Here is a 19,310-nt window from a genome sequence, read left to right as displayed (position 1 = left end):
TGCTTTCGACTTCTATTATGTCGCATATTCGTTCTTTTATGTTGCATCTCAACTTTCTCCCCTCTCTGCATATTCTGTAGGGGTGCATCCATAGAATTTCTTAAATGCAACTGCAAAAATAGTAGGGTTTGAAAAACCTGTAGCATAAGCAACCTGTGATATATTCACTTTCTTCTCAACTAACAATTTTGCAGCTTGTTTTAATCGTACATTTCGAATAAAGTCGCTGGTAGTTATCCCTGTTATTTCTTTAAGCTTTCGATGTAGTTGCGTACGACTGATGCCAACTTCTTTAGATAGAGCTTCAATACTGAATTTAGAATTGTCTATATTTTTATTAATAAGAGTCATCAGTCGCTCAATAAATAGGTCGTCATTCGATTTAATATCTAAAGGAGTCACTTTCTCTTCCAGCTCTTTTACCCCTACAAATTTACCTTTCAATAATGATCTGTTTGATATCAGATTATTACAAAGGAAGAGCAGTTCTTCCATCAGAAACGGTTTATCCATAAAGCCATCGGCACCTACATTCCAGCCCATCATGCGACTATCCGCTTCAACCTGAGAAGTTAACAGAATGACCGGGATATGACTTATATTCTCATTGTTTCTGATTTTCTTGAGTAGAGTGAAGCCATCCATCTCGGGCATAGCTACGTCCGATATCACCAAGTCGATGCGTTCTTGTAGTAATATTTGCAAAGCCTCGTTGCCATTATTTGCCGTAACAACTTTATAACTCGCACTTAATTCTCTTTGTATATATTCTTGTAGTCCTTCATCATCATCTACAACTAATATCCGTTGTCTTTTTTTATTTTTAATTGCTACTGTTGGATGATCTTTTTCTTCCCAACAAATAGGGGTTTCCAATGCAAAGCGGATAGTTTCACTTTGCTGAACAATATCTTCTTTTGTGAAGTGTTCATTCCCTATAGGGATACGAACGGTAAAGCAGCTACCCTGTATGTCCTTCCTATTAGAAGCCTTTATCGTGCCATGGTGAAGTTCCACTAATAGTTTACATAAGTTCAGTCCTATACCGAATCCTAATGGATTGTACGGCTCTGCTTGATAAAATCGTTCGAAGATACGTTCAACCTCTTTCTCGTTTAATCCTAATCCCGAGTCAATGATATTAATTTCAGCATACTTTCTTGCATTCCCTGCATCTTCGGATTTAATAGCTGCGAGGGTTATTTTAATTTCGCCTCCATCCTTAGTATATTTGAATGCGTTTATGAGCAAATTCATCAATACCTTGTCGAAGTTGTTTCTGTCAATCCATACCGGAAGACGATCTTCTGATGATTCGAAAGTAAACTTTATATTTCGTTTATTTGCTTGGTAATCAAAAACAAGGGTTAGATCCTTTATAAATCCGACCATATCTGTTTCCTGACATGCAATCTTCATCTGTCCTTTGTCTATCTTTCTAATATCCAAAAGCTGGTTTATAAGGCTCATTATCCGATGTGCATTACGCTGTATTGTTTCTAATAACTTTTTTGTTTTCTCATCATATTCGGTTTTTAGTAATTCAGATAATGGGCTTATAATTAATGTAGTAGGTGATCGTATTTCATGTGCAATATTAATGAAGAATTTTAATTTATCTTCATTGTTTTGTTCTTCTCTACGTCTTTGTTGACGTTTCTGCCATGTATAGACAATACCTGTTAATATTCCGATAAAAAGTAATACATATAAGGACGTTGCCCAAGTAGTACTGTACCAAGGTGGGGATATTTTTATATTTAGAGTCTTGATAGAGGAGTAAGCATTGTTTTCGAAAGCTCTTACCTCTAAGGTATAATTTCCAGGAGATAAAAAGTTATATGTTATACGATTCTCTCCCGGAAATGTAGATATCCATTCTTCATTCATTCCCAGTAGGCGATATTCAAAAATCACATTCTCCGGATTATGATAATTCATTGTAGAAAATTCCAGAGAAAAAGACTTTTCGTTATAGGATAGGTTTATCTCTGAAGCATCAAACAGTCTAGTCTCGGATATCGGTTTGCCTTTTATTATTTTATCTGCACTGACGGATACATTATTTATGTATAAATGAGTCAGTTTGGGTTGAAAGTCTAAGTTTAGAGCCTTAATTGAATCCGGTAAGAATTTGGTTACTCCATATAACCCACCGAAATATAAATATCCCATCTTATCTTGTAGAAAAATGTTCTTTGAGAATTCTCTATCAACTAGTCCATTCCCTGTGTAGTAACATGCGATACGTCCGGTCTCTATATTTAACTGGAATATTCCGTTTAGTGTACTTCCCCAAATGTTGTTCCCCTTAGCATCAGTGCCTAGTCCGCATATAATGTTGTTAGGCAAACCTTCTTCCATTCCATAATGTTCTATCTTTTTTGTTTTCTTGTCATATTTGTATAATCCATTATTTGTTCCAATCCAAATGTTTTTTTTCTTATCTTCCATTAGAGTGGTGCAAATCATAGAAGAAAGAGATGCATCATCGCTATAGTGAAGGAAGATACTCTTATCGGGATCATAGCAGTCTACACCTATACTATGTGCAAGCCAAATAAGCCCATCGGAGTCACACAAAATATCATTAATCCAGTTGTTAGATAAAACCTGACCATTTGCTAAACGAGTTTTATCCGATATCAATATCCATTTTTTTGTTTCAATATTATAGCGAATGAAACCTTCACCGAGTACAGATATATATACATTTTTCTTTTTATCTTCAGCTATGGCAACAACAGATTTGCCCTCGAAGGATGGATATTTAGCACTCCTCCCACTTTTTTTATCAAAAGTATAAACCCCTCCTTGATAGCTTCCTATCCAAAATGTACCGCTGATATCCTCATACATGGTCGAAACATCTTTTTGGATATTATAAGACTTCAGAATCTTACCTCTGTTGTTTATCTTATGAAGTTTACCATTGTCCGTTCCTAGCCACAATTCATTTTCACGGTCTTGATATAATGAAGTGATAGACCCTGTCTCTCCATTTTCTTTAAAATACCAAAAATCGAACTGAGTAGGCTCATTTAAGCCCATCAATAACCCTTTCTGGTTGCACCCAAACCATAAGTTTCCTTTGTTGTCTTCAAAAAAAGTTGTAATACGTTCCTTTATAGGATTGTCATATCCATTTTTAAGTTTGGAAGGCGTAACCAGGGTCATCGTATTGGTGTCTATATATTTCAATCCTTGTCCTAAGGTGTTGACGTATACCATTCCGTCTTTAAGGCAAGCGATGCCTCGTATATTTACATTGGGTTCGTCATTTTTGATACGCATAAAGTCTTGGCGGATTATATCCCATAGAAATACGCAGGAGCTTGTTGCAACAAACATTCTACCCATGTGGTCTTCTGTTATTCCATAGACTTTATATTGTGGGTCGATAGGCAAATCATAAGTTTTCACGCTTTTTTTATCTGGAGAAATGCATGCCATACGACTTTCTGATAATACTATCCATATTTGATGTGCTCGGTCTTCAAAAATATGGTTCGAATAAGGGATGGCCAACAGCTTATTTACATCTGTAAGAGACGTTGCTGTCATTGTTTGTTTATTAATAGAGTAAAGACCATAGCCTCCTGTTACAATCCAGATTTCTCCACTATGCAGTTGTATGATTCCTCTGACTGATGGATGTGTATTATCGGGGAATTTGACGTGAATGAATGAGTCTTTGTAAGGATTGTAATATTCTAATCCCCTATTGGCTCCGATCCAGAGAGAGCCGGAGTCATCTGTAAAAAAAGTTTCGATATAATTACCGGATAAGGATGTGGAGTCTTTATCGTTGTAGAAATAATGAGTGAAACTCCATCCATCAAACTTATTTAATCCGTTTTCGGTAGCTATCCAAATAAATCCTGAAGAATCCTGAGTAATTCGGGTGATTAGGTTGCTCGATAATTTTCCTAATCCATAAAAGCGTTCCTGTTGAGCTAAGCTTAAACTTATGGAGACGCAAGAAAGGGCAAAAAACAAAAAAAGGCGTTTGCTCATGTATTTTAGATTTTCGGTATTAGAATGTGAAACAAAAATAAAGAATTAAACAATGAAAAAGGGAACAAAATAAACATATTTTGTTCCATGTGCAACATAAGCTATGGTTTGTGAAACGTAACGAGTGTTTTGTGTTTTTGTTTTGACGTTTTGTGTTGGTTTCTTCTGCTTTAGGAGCATAGGTATTAATAACTGTATAATTACATGCACGTTTCTTTAAATTTCAAATATTAGTATAATTTTCGCTAAATCGGCACATGTACCAATTCGATTGTAAGTGCAAATGTATCGCATTTATGCTAACATTGACTTTCTCGATAGAACAGCCTATTTTTTTGAGGTCAAGCTCTTTTGTAAAAAGAAGTGCTATAATCCTCTTTTATGCTTTCGAGAATCTGAAGAAACAATATAGATATAAAGTGAAACATCTTAGAGTTGTTGCGAAACATACGATAGCGTAACCTGTATCAATAATAGTTTCCTCCCTTTTGTTAATGATTTAATTTTACAATGCAGAAAGTCCTTAGTCTGAGACGTGTGAAGACCGGGATAATAAGCCTAAATTAATAAAGACCCTGGTGTCGCTAGTACTCATTGCTCAATTTGTAAAATCGATGAGGATAAATCTAAATATGAACTGGAAGACAATGTGATTAACAAGATTAATATGGAAATCGAAGAACGGTATTTGAATGATAAATAACGTTGCTCTAAAAATGATATTAATAAATATATAATATAGAAAAATCATTATCATGAAATTATTAACACCTATTCTTAGTTTTAGCTTAATGCTTTTATTGCTCTGCTGTGTTCAGGCTAAATCGACAAGTGATGACAAAACTCCATCTTTGAAAAAGGCATTAGACGGAAAGTTTTATATCGGAACGGCTTTAAATCTGAATCAGATACAAGGTCGCGATACAGCGTCTTTGAGAATTGTAAAAGATCAGTTTGCTGCCATTGTAGCAGAAAATTGCATGAAAAGCATGTATATGCAGCCCAAAGAAGGAGAGTTCTTTTTTGATGATGCAGATAAGTTTGTTGAATTAGGTGAGCAGAATCACCTTTTTGTCACAGGGCATTGTCTTATCTGGCATTCTCAGGCTCCCTCGTGGTTCTTTACCGATGATAAAGGAAAAGACGTTTCGCCTGAAGTCTTAAAAGAAAGGATGAAAAATCATATAACAACAATTGTGAGTCGTTATAAAGGACGCATAAAAGGTTGGGATGTTGTTAACGAAGCGATATTAGATAATGGAGAGTTTCGCAAAAGTAAATTCTATGAGATATTGGGTGAAGAATTCATTCCGTTAGCATTTCAATATGCTCACGAAGCTGATCCCGATGCAGAGCTTTATTACAACGACTATAACGAATGGCTTAACGAGAAGCGTGATGCAATTGTGAATCTAGTTAAGGCTTTAAAAGAAAAAGGTATTCGTATCGACGGCGTTGGTATGCAAGGTCACGTAGGATTAGATTCTCCGACATTAGCCGATTATAAGGCGGCGATAGATGCCTATACTGCATTGGGTGTGAAAGTTATGATTACAGAATTTGAATTGAGTGCATTGCCTTCTCCGCGCTTTAATGTAGGAGCTAATATCTCGGATACAGAAGCTTATCGGAAGGAGATGAATCCTTATGTTGAAGCTTTGCCCGATTCTGTTTCAGATATTTGGAGTAAGCGGATGTTGGAATATTTTACACTTTTTCTGGATAATTCTGATAAAGTGAGTAGGGTAACTATGTGGGGTGTAACGGATGGTGATTCTTGGAAAAATAATTTCCCCATGAGAGGCCGTACAGATTATCCATTATTGTTTGATAGAAGTTATAAAGCCAAACCTGTTGTTCAGAGTATAATAGATGAGGCAATGTCTAAAAAAAATAGAGTAGCAATATCAACTGACAAATAAAGGAAAAATGAAAATACCTAAATACTTAGTTCCTGATGCTTATATGGCAGATCCTGCTGTCCATGTTTTTGATGGAAGATTGTATATATATCCCTCACACGATTGGGAAAGTGGAATCGAAGAAAATGATAATGGAGATCACTTCGATATGAAGGATTATCATGTGTTTTCTACTGACGATATCGAAAATGGTGTCCTTACAGATCATGGTGTTGTGTTAGATACAGCAGATATCTCTTGGGCTGGTCGTCAATTGTGGGATTGTGATGTAGCATGTAAAGATGGTAAATATTATATGTATTTTCCACTGAAGGATCAAAATGATATTTTTCGTATAGGAGTAGCTATTAGCTATAAGCCCGAAGGACCATTCATTCCAGAGGAAAATCCAATAAAGGGAAGTTATAGTATAGATCCTGCTATTTGGGAAGAAAATGGAGAATACTATATGTACTTTGGTGGATTATGGGGTGGACAGCTTCAGCGTTATCGTAACAACAAAGCGCTTGAATGTGCTGTTCAGCCCGAAGGGAAAGATTTAGCTCTATGTCCTAAAGTTGTAAAATTGAGTGTAGATATGCTTGGATTTGCAGAAGAACCTCGCGATGTTCTAATCTTAGATGAGAACGGAGACCCATTGACGGCAGGGGATACAGAGCGACGTTTTTTTGAAGCATCGTGGATGCATAAATACAATGGTAAATATTACTTTTCATACTCCACTGGTGATACACATTTATTGTGTTATGCTACCGGAGATAATCCGTATGGTCCTTTTGTGTATCAAGGAGTAATTCTTACTCCGGTTATCGGTTGGACTACTCATCATGCAATTGCCGAATTCAAAGGGAAGTGGTATTTATTTTACCATGACTGTGTACCATCTGGAGGGAAAACATGGTTGCGTAGCCTTAAGGTGGTAGAACTAGAATATGATAGCAAAGGTAAAATTAAAACGATTGAAGGTACACTTAATTAGTTGCTTTATATACAAAGGACGATAACTCTTTTTTTATGCAATCGATTATAAATAATATAAAAAAGCCAATTATTCGCTTTCTCTCTGATATAGAGAGTCTTTTTAGTGAAAGAAAATGTAATGTGCAACATAGAAGATTGAAAATGCAACAATCGGTATGGTTGTAATTACTTGTGCGATTGTAAAAGAAACAAGTTTTTATCCTTTAATTTTTATAGATATATAGCTTTGTAATGTTATCGCTAAAGCGTAAAACCATATATATAATAACTTAATTCATATCATGAAAAAAAATGTAATTGCTATTATTACAGGTATACTCTTATTTAGTCCTTTTAGTTTGAGCAGTCAGACTAAAGCAAACAAAAAACTTCAAAAGGGGGTTCCTACTTTTTCCAAATTTATTTATCAAGGGAATGATAAGGTTTATAACGAAAACCCTTTAAAAAGCAATGAGTTTTATACACCTATTTTGCAAGGGTGTTATCCCGATCCGAGTATTACTCGTAAAGGTGATGACTATTATTTGGTCAACTCATCTTTTGCTTTTTTTCCGGGAGTACCAATCTTTCATAGTAAAGATTTAGTTAATTGGACACAAATAGGAAATGTATTAGAAAGACCAACCCAATTAAAAGTACAAGATATAGAAATGAGTGCTGGGGTATATGCTCCAGATATTGCATACAATCCTCATAATGATACTTTCTATATGATCACGACTCATATTGGAGGAGGTTTGGGCAATATTGTTGTTAAGACTAAAGATCCTCGACAAGGATGGGGCGACCCGATCCGTCTAGAGTTTAATGGAATTGATCCGGCATTATTCTTTGATGATGACGGCAAAGCTTATTTAGTACACAATGATGCTCCGGATCATGGCAAAGAATTGTATTCTGGTCACAGGGTTATTAAACAATGGGAATATGATGTAGAAAACGATAGAGTGATTCCTGGTACAGATAAAATAATCGTAGATGGGGGTGTGGATATAACAAAGAGACCTATATGGATAGAAGGCCCTCATATATATAAAAAAGATGGTCGCTATTTTTTGATGTGTGCAGAAGGAGGTACTGGCGATTGGCATAGTGAAGTGATTTTTGTTAGCGAAAATCCTCGCGGGCCATTTAAGCCGGCAGCCAACAATCCAATACTGACTCAAAGATATTTTGCAAAAGATAGAAAAGATAAAGTAGATTGGGCAGGACATGCCGATTTAGTACAAGCTCCTGATGGGAAGTATTATGGTGTGTTTTTAGCAATTCGTCCTAATAATAAACAAAGAGTGAATTCAGGTAGAGAAACATTTATATTACCTGTAGACTGGAGTGGAGAATTCCCTGTTTTCGAGAATGGTCTTATTCCTCTATCGCCTAAATTGAAAATGCCGGAAGGTGTACAAAATCAAACAGGAATGAATGGTTTCTTTCCTAATGGAAATTTTACTTTTAACGACGATTTTTCAAGCAAGAGTTTAGATCATAGATGGATAGCAGTAAGAGGTCCTCGTGAGGATTTTGTGAATATTACAAAAGATGGTTTACAGATAAAGCCATTCCAGACAAATATCAAAGAGCGTAAGCCTATTTCAGCTTTATTTCATAGACAGCAACATAAAACATTTTCAACGACAGTGGATATGAATTATGTACCTGCCTCTGAAACTGATTTAGCAGGAATCGTTTGTTATCAAAAAGAATCGTTCAACTATGTATTTGGTGTTACACAAAAAGGAAACGACTCTTATATCTTGCTTGTCAGAACAGATAAGAATAAGTCTACTCTTGTAGCCAGTGAAAAAATTGATGTAAGCAAACCAATAAAATTGCAGGTTGAAGCAGACGAAGATAATTATAAATTTAATTACTCTGTTTATAATCAGGTATTTAAGAATGTTGGAGGAACTGTTTCCGGTGATATTCTTTCCACAGATGTTGCCGGTGGTTTTACTGGAGCATTGATCGGTTTATATTCAACATCTTCAAATGATTTTCAACCATAAGCTTTTGCTTATTTGCATATAAACTTTTTTTTGACGTAGTGGAGAAATTAGACTAAATTATATATTTAGGAATATATTATTCACTACGTCGACAGTTACCTGAAAAATTTAATACCATCTTCCCAGGCATTTTACTACAGCAAATACTATTAGAAAAAACAGAAAACGAAAACCAAAACTGTGGTGATAAAAAATACTGTCTGAGATAATAATTGTAAATAATACACTTAAAATCACCTTAAATTGTAATACTATATGAGAAAAAATACTATTTTTTAAAAATACCAATAAATTGAAGAAAATGTAGCTAGACAATACTCTATGTTATGTTTTCTATGATCAATAACCCCCTAGATCTAAATGCTGATTTGACAAATTCTCGATGAGAGTATGCTAATGTGTTTTTTAATAATAGGCATTCACTTATTATTTAATTTTTAATCCATGAAAACTAATATTGATGACAGCTAACTTTTATAATCCTATTAGATTGATATTAAGAATCGATCATATTATGATAAATTAAAATTGTTAATCATATTAAACTAATAGTAATGAATAATAAAACAAAACGAGCTTGGAAAATTCCCTGCATAAGTTTACTCCTGCTATTTATTTGCTTTGCAGCATACGCGCAGAAAGGAACTGTTATTACGGGAAATGTCGTAGACAAAAATGATGAGCCTCTTACAGGAGTTAATATTACTTTAAAGGGCAATACATCAGTAGGAACTGTAACAGATTTTGATGGAAATTTTTCATTAACTGTTCCAGCCGGAACAAAGACTATCGTAGCCACTTACGTAGGAATGACAACACAGGACATAAACATACAAGGCAAACAGAATGTAAGAGTGGTTATGTCCGAAAATGAAGAGATCTTAAGTGAAGTAGTTGTGGTAGGTTATGGTCAACAGAAGAAGGCCAGTGTTGTAGGTGCAATCACACAAACGACAGGTAAAGTTTTAGAGCGTGCCGCTGGTATTTCAGATATTGGAGCTGCTCTGACAGGTAACTTACCGGGTGTAATCACTACTCAGAGTACAGGGATGCCCGGAGAAGAAGAACCAAAGATTGTAATTCGAGGGGCAAGTTCATGGAACAATAGCGATCCTCTAGTATTAGTCGATGGTATCGAACGTCCGATGAGTTCGGTAGATATTAGTTCGGTAGAGAGCGTGTCTGTTCTGAAAGATGCTTCTGCTACAGCTGTTTATGGAGTGAAAGGTGCGAATGGTGTTATACTGATTACCACCAAAAGAGGTAGTGACGGAAGTGCAAAGATAGATGTTGGGTTCAACGCCACACTAAAAGCTCCGTCTAAATTACCTAACAAATTGGATTCTTATGATGCATTAATGGCTCGTAACACGGCTATCGAACATGAATTAGCTCTAACTCCTGATTCATGGGCCTACATACGACCACAAGCATTCATCAACAACTATCGGAATCAGACTACTATAGAGCAACGAGAACGTTATCCGAATGTAGATTGGCAGGATGCTCTATTTAAGAAGACTGCAATGTCTTATAATGCAAATATAAATGTATCGGGAGGAACAAAAGTTGTAAAATACTTTGCTTCTGCCGACTTTGTGCATGAAGGAGACCTTTTCCGTGTTTATGATAATGGACGTAATTACAATGCCGGATATGGATACGACAGGCTAAATGTTCGTAGTAATCTGGATTTTCAAATAACAAAGACAACTTTGTTTAAGGTTAATCTAGCAGGTTCTAATGCTATCAAAAAAACACCTTGGGGACAAACCGATAACTCCACATGGGCTGTTGCTCAACAATGGTCTGGAGCCTATAATATTGCACCGGATGTTTTCCTTCCTCAATATTCGGACGGCTCATGGGGATTCTATCCAAATATTTCGAATGTGAGTAACTCGGCCGCAGTTCTTTCTTTGGGAGGTACGATGCAAACAACAACAACTAGTATCAATACGGACTTTACTTTAGAACAAGACTTGAGTTTTATAACAAAAGGATTGTCAGCTAGAGGGGTTGTTTCTTGGGATAATACTTTCGTTGAATACCAAAGAGGAATAAATGATCTAAATAATTCGGCTCAGGGAAAATGGATAGACCCGGAAACAGGTCAAGTGACTTATAGACAGAATTTTGATGGAAATAATAAATTCGACTGGATGCAAGGTGTTAACTGGGCTACATCAGGAGGATCTGTAAATAATGGAGCAACATTACGTAATTTATACTATCAGGCACAATTGAATTGGGCTCGCAAACTTGATGCGCATAGTATATCAGCTATGGGAGTTTTCAGTCGTCAAGAAGAGGCGAGAGGTAGTGTAATGCCTATTTTTCGTGAAGACTGGGCTTTCCGTGCTACTTATGATTACGCAGACAAATATTTTATAGAATACAACGGCGCTTATAATGGCTCTGATAAATTCAGTAAAGAAAATCGTTTTGCATTCTTCAATTCCGGAGCTATAGGATGGATGATAAGCAATGAGAATTTTATGAAAGGATTAAAATTCTTAGATATGCTTAAGTTCAGAGCTTCATACGGAGAAATTGGAGATGATAATCTTGGTGGTGACAAGTTCGATTCGGCCAGACGTTGGCTTTACATGACCCAGTGGGCTTATGGAGGGGTTACAGCGATGGACTTAAATCATGGAAATAGTCCTTATACATGGTACAGAAAATCAGCACTTGGAAATGAAAATGTAAAATGGGAAACCGTAAGGAAGATTAATATAGGAGCTGACTACTCATTTTTGGACGGATTATTTATTGGTAGTGTAGATGTTTTTAGAGACGACCGTAGAGATATCTTGGTATGGGGTGATCAACGTTCTACTCCGTCATATTTGGGAGCTATGCCTCCTACAGCGAATATTGGTAGAGTGCGTACCAATGGGTATGAGTTGGAATTACGTATTAATAAACGACTCCCTAACGACATGAGACTTTGGGGTAATTTCAACATGACACACTCTAAAAATAAAATATTAGAAAAAGATGATCAAGCGTTAAGACCTGCTTATCAGAAAGCTGCCGGATATAGTATCGGACAATATACTTCTTATGTTGATGCCGGATATGTCAATACTTATGACCAATTATATGGAAGTACTCGACATGACACTAATGATTCGCAAAAATTACCCGGCGATTATAACATAATAGATTTTAACGGAGATGGAGTTATTGATAATAAAGACTTAGTTCCTTATGGTTATTCCGGTACACCTCAGAATACATTCAATGCTACTATTGGTTTCGAATGGAAAGGATTTAGTGCTTTTGTTCAATTCTATGGTGTGACAAATGTAACTCGTGATGTATCATTGACAAGCTTCGGTAATAAACTAAACACTGTATATGATATCGGAACATGGTGGTCGAAAGATAATACATCGGCCGATGTTGTAGTGCCACGATGGTCTTCTAGTCCGAGCTATAATACCAGTACTCAGTTTTTATATGACGGATCATATATTCGTTTGAAGAATGCTGAGATTGCCTATACATTTACTGATGGCTGGATTAAGAAATTAGGTGTGAAAAATATGAAAATATATCTCAACGGAAATAATCTCTGGTTGTGGACAAGAATGCCTGACGACCGTGAAGCAAACTTATCCGGTGCAGGTTATTTAGGCGCTTATCCTACTGTGAGACGTTACAATTTAGGTATTAAATTCTCATTATAAGATTAAAGATGATGAAAAATATATATAAAACTTTTCTAAAGAGTTGTATCCTGTTCTTAATATTAGGAACGAGTTTAGCTTCTTGTGAAGATTATTTGGATAAAGAACCTGACTCTACATTATCAGGAGACGATGCATTTAAGAACTTCATGAATTTTCAGGGCTATATAGAAGAGATTTACAATTGCATACCTGACAAACAGAAGTGTAATTGGGCTCCTTCCTGGAATTGGGGTGACGATGAAATCTTCAACCCCGAGGCCGACAGTCGTATGACTCACCAAGTAGATCTTGGTAACTTCCGCGCTTGGAGAAGTGCAGGTGATTGGCTATACAAAGATAATAGTAGTTCCACTGCTACCGGAGACGGATCTCCTAAGCAGCATTCGCTATGGCCTCATGCATGGTATTGTATAAGTAAAGCAAATGAAGGATTGGCTAATCTGGATAAACTAACGACAGCCACAGCTGAGGAAAAAAATCTGATTGCAGGACAATTATATTTCTTTCGTGCATGGTGGCATTTCGAACTGATGGCATTCTTTGGAGGATTACCTTATGTAGACCATGTATTAGATGCTACCGGAACATTAACTCTACCTCGATTGAGTTATCAGGAATGTGCAGATAAAGTAGCTGCGGATTTCAGACAAGCAGCAGATCTACTGCCTATCGACTGGGATAATACAACCGTGGGAAAGAACACAGTGGGTAAAAACCAATTGCGTATTAATAAAATAATGGCATTAGGATATTTGGGTAAAAATTATCTCTGGGCAGGTAGTCCTTTGATGAAAAATGGACCTAAAGTAGGTGGAGGTCAGACTTATGACTATGATGAGGCATATTGTAAAAAAGCTGCCGAAGCCTTTGGTGAATTGTTAAACCTTGTAGAAGGTAATCAGACCCAATATGCATTAGCTCAATTCAATTATAAAGATATTTATAATCATGAGAGAGCTGAAGGTTCTACATCTAGCTACTCGGATATTTTTTACACCACTCGTCAAAACTGGCTACAGCCGGGATCTGTTGAAGCGATTTTCAGGGGACCATCTCCAGACTTCAATGCCAGTAACTGGAATACTGCAAAGGTATTTGGACCTAAAGTTGGCGGTTTGGTTGCTCATGATAACGTGATCCACCAACCAACAGCGAACTATGTTAATATGTATGGTATGGAAAATGGTCTTCCTTTAGACGATCCGGCTTCCGGCTTCGATCCTAATTACCCATTCAAAAATAGAGATCCTCGCTTCTATCATGATATTGTATTTGATGGATTCAAATATGTAAATAGCACTATGCCTGCGGATATGGAATATCTACGTTATTGTAGTCTTTATACCGGAGGTGCAATGAGACCCGTAGCTAATGCTAGCCGTACAGGATACTTTATCCAAAAGCTGGTACCTCATACCTGTAACGAATATGATAGAACTTATGACTGGGGAGGAAACTATCACTGCTATTTGCCATATATGCGTTTAGCCGATATTTACTTGATGTATGCTGAGTCTTGTGCTGCATTTGGTGGTGCTAGTGGCAAATCTTCTAATTTCTCAAAAACAGCAGAAGGTGCACTCAACACACTAAGAGATCGTGTAAAGGCAGGACATGTAGGTAGCTCTTATACAGCAAGTAAAAATAAATTTATAGATGAAATTCGTAGAGAGCGTGCCGTAGAACTTTCATTTGAAGGATTCCGTTTCAATGATTTGCAACGTTGGTTATTACTAACAGAATATCCGTATACAGTAAAAACATCACAGGAGTTTAAGCGTGTAGAAAACAATGACTTTTTCAAGAATAACGACCCAAAAGATGCAAGGGTATCTGAATTCAAAGAAGAAGTTATTCTTACTCGAGTATTTGGCACCAAACATTATTGGTTCCCTCTTCCTGACAATGATGTATATCTATATCCTGAATTCGGGCAAAATCCGGGCTGGTAAATCCAAATAGAGTAAATGAATGTGTAATTTAAACGAATAAAAGATGAAATATATACAATCAATATTCATTTTGTGTGCCATGTTTGTCTTCTGCCCATTTGCAACCAAAGCTCAAACATTTGACCAAAATGAGGCGGACACACTCAAAAGTGATAAAGAATCGCTGGTACAGATTGCTTTTCGAAAAGTAGCTCAAAGCGACTTATTGGGTGGTGTATCTGTTGTTAATGTAGAGGAACTGACAAAAAAGAACTATAACACCTATAGTTTAGATAATATGCAGGCCTATATCGGGGGGTGGAATGGAAATTCGCTGTGGGGAATGGATTCCGACAATGCAGGATATTTAGTACTGGTTGATGGAATTCCCCGTGTAGCCAACAATGTTTTGCCTAGCGAAATTGATCAAATAACATTCCTAAAAGGAGCGCAGGCCGTTGTCCTTTATGGTAGCCGCGCAGCCAAAGGTGTTATATATATAACGACCAAAAGAGGTAAGACCGAAGATCTTAGGATAAGCGTAAGAGCCAACACGGGTTTTCATATATCCAAAAGCTATCCTGAATATTTAGGATCTGCCGAATATATGACTCTTTATAATGAAGCTCGAGCTAATGATGGGTTATCAGCTTTATATACCGAAAGTGACATTTATCATTCTGCTTCGGGCTTAAATCCGTATCGTTATCCGAATGTAGATTTTTATTCTTCTGAGTTTTTGAAGAAAGTATCTAATCGTTCAGAAGTTACAGCAGAAATTACAGGCGGAAGTAAACGAGCTCATTTTTACAGTAATGTAGGCTATTACCATCAAGATGATTTGTTTAAGATCGGTGAAGCGAAAGATAATAGTATCAATCGTCTAAATGTGCGTGGTAATGTGGATGTTATGATTAGTAATGCTATTAGTGCATATATTAATGCGAATGCAACTTTCTATGATGCTAAAAATGCAAAAGGAGACTATTGGAATGCTGCATCAACATTTCGTCCCAATCGTGTAGCACCATTGATTTCATTAGATATGATTGATCAGAATGCTTTAGCCGCTTGGGATTTGGTTAATAATACCAATAATATCATTGATGGTAAATATTTTCTAGGAGGATCTCAGATCGATCAAAAGAATGCATTTGCTGATATATTTGCTGCCGGAAGTAGCAAATATACAAGCCGTCATTTTCAATTTGATACCGGAGTTGATATTGATTTGGAAGGATTCTTAAAAGGACTTTCGTTTCATACAAAGTTCGCCGTAGATTATGCTACAGGTTATACAACGTCTTTTGACAACACATATTCGGTATATGCTCCAACTTGGGGTAACTTTAATGGAAAGGATGTTATTGTTGGTCTAACAAAATATAATAATGATAAGAAGTCTGGTGTACAGAATATTAGTGAAAGTGCTGATAATCAAACTATGGCATTCTCGGGGCAATTCGATTACGTAAACACCTTTGCAGAAGATCATAACTTGTCGGCTATGCTAATAGCTTCGGGCTACCAGCAAACCTTATCGTCTGAATATCACAAAACTTCTAACGCAAACTTGGCATTACAAGTAGGTTATAATTATCAAAAAAAATATTATGCCGATTTTGGGTCAGCCGTAATACACTCAGCAAAGTTAGCCGAAGGGCACCGTAATGCATTTTCTCCATCTCTTACATTAGGTTGGAGGATGAGCAGTGAAAACTTTCTATCGGGATCGTCTATTATAGATGATTTAATGTTGAGCGTGTCAGGAAGTATATTGCATCAAGATATTGATATTCAAAATTATTATATGTACAAGTCTGCTTGGTCACAAGCGTACGGTTGGAGTTGGTATGATGGTAGTTTGGAGAAATATACAATGTCTCTCCGTGGAAATAATGATGATCTTACATTTATTAAACGCAAAGAAATATCAGCGAATCTAAGAACTTCTTTGTGGAAGAAAATGATAACTGCAGATGTATCATTCTTTGTAAACTCTATGGAAGGTAGTATAATAACACCAAGTTCGCTTTTCCCTAATTATTTGTCTACCGCTTATCCCGAAGCGTCATTTGTCCCATATATGAACTATAATAATAATAAGCGTACAGGATTTGATTTCAATGTTAACTTCAACAAAAAAATCGAAGAGGTAGACTTCTCTTTAGGTGTAGCTGGTACTTATTACGATACTAAAGCAACCAAGCGGAGTGAGATAAATGAATTTGACTATCAGAATAGAACTGGTAAGCCGATTGATGGTATTTGGGGCTTACAAAGTGACGGACTGTTTGAAAGTAACGATGAGATAACTAAATCTCCGGAACAAAAATTTGGAGGAACTGTAAAACCAGGTGATATTAAATATGTGGATCAAAACGGCGATGGTGTCATCGATGATCAGGATGTCATATATTTGGGTAAAGGAGGCTGGTATGGTGCGCCGTTTACTTTGGGTATAAATATGACACTTAAATGGTCAGATTTTACATTCTTTGCTTTAGGTACAGGTAGCTTTGGTGCGAATAGTTTGAAAAATAGTTCTTACTATTGGATTCATGGAGATGGTAAATACTCCGCAGTAGTTCGTGACCGATGGACAGAGGAAACAAAAGCAACCGCAACTTACCCTCGTTTAACTACTGAAAGTGGAAGCAATAATTTCCGAACATCAGACTTCTGGATGTATAAAACTAACCGCTTTGATCTAGCTAAGATACAGGTTACATACGACTTACCTAAGCAGCTGTTGAAAAATAGTTTCATTCGCGAACTTTCGGCGTATGTAAGTGGTGCGAACTTGCTTACTATATCTAAGGAACGTAAACATATGGAAATGAATGTAGGTAGTTCTCCGCAAACCAGATTTTATAATATAGGTATAAAAGCTGCATTTTAACAAATAACAACAGTATGAAAGCAATAAATAATATAACAAAATTTCTGGTCATTATCTTGCTCTTCTTAACATCCTGTGATGATATGTTTTCTCCTGCTTTGGAGAACAATAGAGAGCTCGACGATATGTATAATGAACCGGGATACGCACAAGGGATATTAGGATACGCTTATTCCATGCTTCCCTATCAGACTAAATCTGAAACAGACATTGCGACAGATGATGCAGTGACTAACGATAAAGCTAGTAGCTATTTAAGCATGGCAACAGGATCATGGACAGCTAGTAACAACCCTATGTCTAAGTGGCAGAACTGTAGAGCTGCTATTCAGTATCTCAACATCTTTTTAGAAAATGCCGACAAAGTTGCATGGGCAAAAGATCCGAATGTCCATATCATGTATTGTGATCGTCTTAAAGGCGAAGCGTATGGATTGCGTGCATTAAATATGTACTATCTATTGATGGCTCATGGAGGTTGGACTGAAGATGGAAAACTATTGGGGATACCTAATGTAACTACTGTAGATAATATGAGTACAGATTTCAGTGTGCCAAGAGATACATTTCAGGCTTGTATAGATCAAATTTTTAGTGATGTAGAAAAAGCGACAGAATACTTACCTCTTGATTACAATGACATCAGTGATGCTAATATCCCGGCTAAATATAAAGCAATCGGTGTAACCAATGCCAGTGATTATAACCGGGTAAATGGTACTCATATACGAGGTCGCCTTACCGCTCGTATAGCAGAGGCTATCAGAGCACAAGCGGCTTTACTTGCAGCAAGTCCTGCATACAACACAGGTACAACCGTGACGTGGGCTAACGCTGCAGACAATGCAGCTATCGTACTTGATCGTATAAACGGCCTAGGCGGAATAGATCCAACAGGATGGACATGGTATATGAACAAAACTGAAATCAACTCATTGGGATCAGGTGCTGTTCCTAAAGAGATTCTATGGCGAGGAGACAAAGATAATAGTACCGAAGACTATGCAATGGGGCTTTCGCAAGAGAAGAGTAATTACCCACCATCGCTTTATGGAAGTGGACGTATAAATCCAACTCAAAATTTAGTAGATGCATTTCCTATGGCAAGCGGATATCCAATATCTGACCCAGCAAGTGGGTATTCTTCAAATGATCCATACACCAACAGAGATCCACGTTTGACAGCTTATGTATTGTATAACGAAACTACGTATGGAACAAATTCAAAGAAAATTGTAACCGGAACATACGGTACTAATGACGATGCATTAAATAAAGAAAGTACATCTACACGTACCGGCTATTATTTGAGAAAACTATTGCGTGACGATTGTAATCCAGATCCGACATATAATACGGCACAATACCATTATCCCGTACGCATACGATTTACTGAAATATTCTTAGCTTATGCTGAGGCAGCAAATGAAGCTTGGGGCCCCACTAATGGCAACGGACATTCATACAGTGCTTACGATGTAATCAAGGCTATCCGCGCTCGTGCTGGCGTAGGTTCTAATGGAGGAGACCCTTATCTTGAAAGCATTAAAAACGATAAAGATAAAATGCGTGAGCTGATACGTAATGAGCGTCGTATTGAACTTTGTTTCGAAAACCGACGTTTTTGGGATTTGCGTCGTTGGAAAGCCAACCTGAATGAGGGTGCTAAAGGCATGCAAATAGATAAAGTCGATGGAGCTTTGGTATATAAGGTAATTCCTGTAGAAGCAAGAAGCTACAAAGATTATATGTATCATGGGCCTGTACCTTATGGTGAAGTGATTAAATGGAGTAACCTACAGCAGAATCAAGGCTGGTAAGTGAATAATCAAAAAATATCTAAATATTGA

Annotated in this window: 8 protein-coding genes; 7 read left to right on the top strand and 1 reads right to left on the bottom strand. The window is 36.8% G+C overall.

The window, feature by feature from the left end:
* Positions 1-48: 48 nt before the first annotated feature.
* Entirely contained in the window at positions 49-4,017 is a 3,969-nt protein-coding gene (locus tag HMPREF9456_RS11145) for a hybrid sensor histidine kinase/response regulator transcription factor (protein ID WP_006843634.1), read from the bottom strand.
* A 755-nt stretch (positions 4,018-4,772) separates the two neighbouring features.
* Between HMPREF9456_RS11145 and HMPREF9456_RS11140 the strand changes: the two genes are divergently transcribed.
* From HMPREF9456_RS11140 to HMPREF9456_RS11110, 7 genes are all read left to right on the top strand, one after another.
* Complete coding sequence (locus tag HMPREF9456_RS11140; RefSeq protein WP_006843632.1) at positions 4,773-5,939, top strand: endo-1,4-beta-xylanase; 1,167 nt, start codon at positions 4,773-4,775, stop codon at positions 5,937-5,939.
* 7 nt (positions 5,940-5,946) lie between these two features.
* On the top strand, positions 5,947-6,918 hold the full coding sequence (locus HMPREF9456_RS11135) for a glycoside hydrolase family 43 protein (protein WP_006843631.1): 972 nt from the start codon (positions 5,947-5,949) through the stop codon (positions 6,916-6,918).
* Positions 6,919-7,201: 283 nt separating this feature from the next.
* Positions 7,202-8,926 (top strand): glycoside hydrolase family 43 protein, encoded by a 1,725-nt coding sequence (locus tag HMPREF9456_RS11130; protein ID WP_006843630.1) that lies wholly within the window; start codon positions 7,202-7,204, stop codon positions 8,924-8,926.
* A gap of 554 nt (positions 8,927-9,480) precedes the next feature.
* Positions 9,481-12,624, top strand: coding sequence for a SusC/RagA family TonB-linked outer membrane protein (locus tag HMPREF9456_RS11125; RefSeq protein ID WP_006843629.1), 3,144 nt, complete (start codon positions 9,481-9,483; stop codon positions 12,622-12,624).
* Between the two features lie 11 nt (positions 12,625-12,635).
* Positions 12,636-14,579, top strand: a complete 1,944-nt coding sequence (locus HMPREF9456_RS11120) for a RagB/SusD family nutrient uptake outer membrane protein (RefSeq protein ID WP_006843628.1) — start codon at positions 12,636-12,638, stop codon at positions 14,577-14,579.
* 43 nt (positions 14,580-14,622) lie between these two features.
* Positions 14,623-17,460, top strand: a complete 2,838-nt coding sequence (locus HMPREF9456_RS11115; protein WP_006843627.1) for a SusC/RagA family TonB-linked outer membrane protein — start codon at positions 14,623-14,625, stop codon at positions 17,458-17,460.
* 14 nt (positions 17,461-17,474) lie between these two features.
* Positions 17,475-19,280: a RagB/SusD family nutrient uptake outer membrane protein gene (locus HMPREF9456_RS11110; protein WP_006843626.1), complete on the top strand. Its 1,806-nt coding sequence runs from the start codon at positions 17,475-17,477 to the stop codon at positions 19,278-19,280.
* Positions 19,281-19,310: the final 30 nt, after the last annotated feature.

The organism is Dysgonomonas mossii DSM 22836, assembly GCF_000213575.1.
GTDB lineage: Bacteria > Bacteroidota > Bacteroidia > Bacteroidales > Dysgonomonadaceae > Dysgonomonas > Dysgonomonas mossii.
Note: the sequence above shows the minus strand (reverse complement) of the source record. Positions and strands in the feature narration are given on the sequence as shown.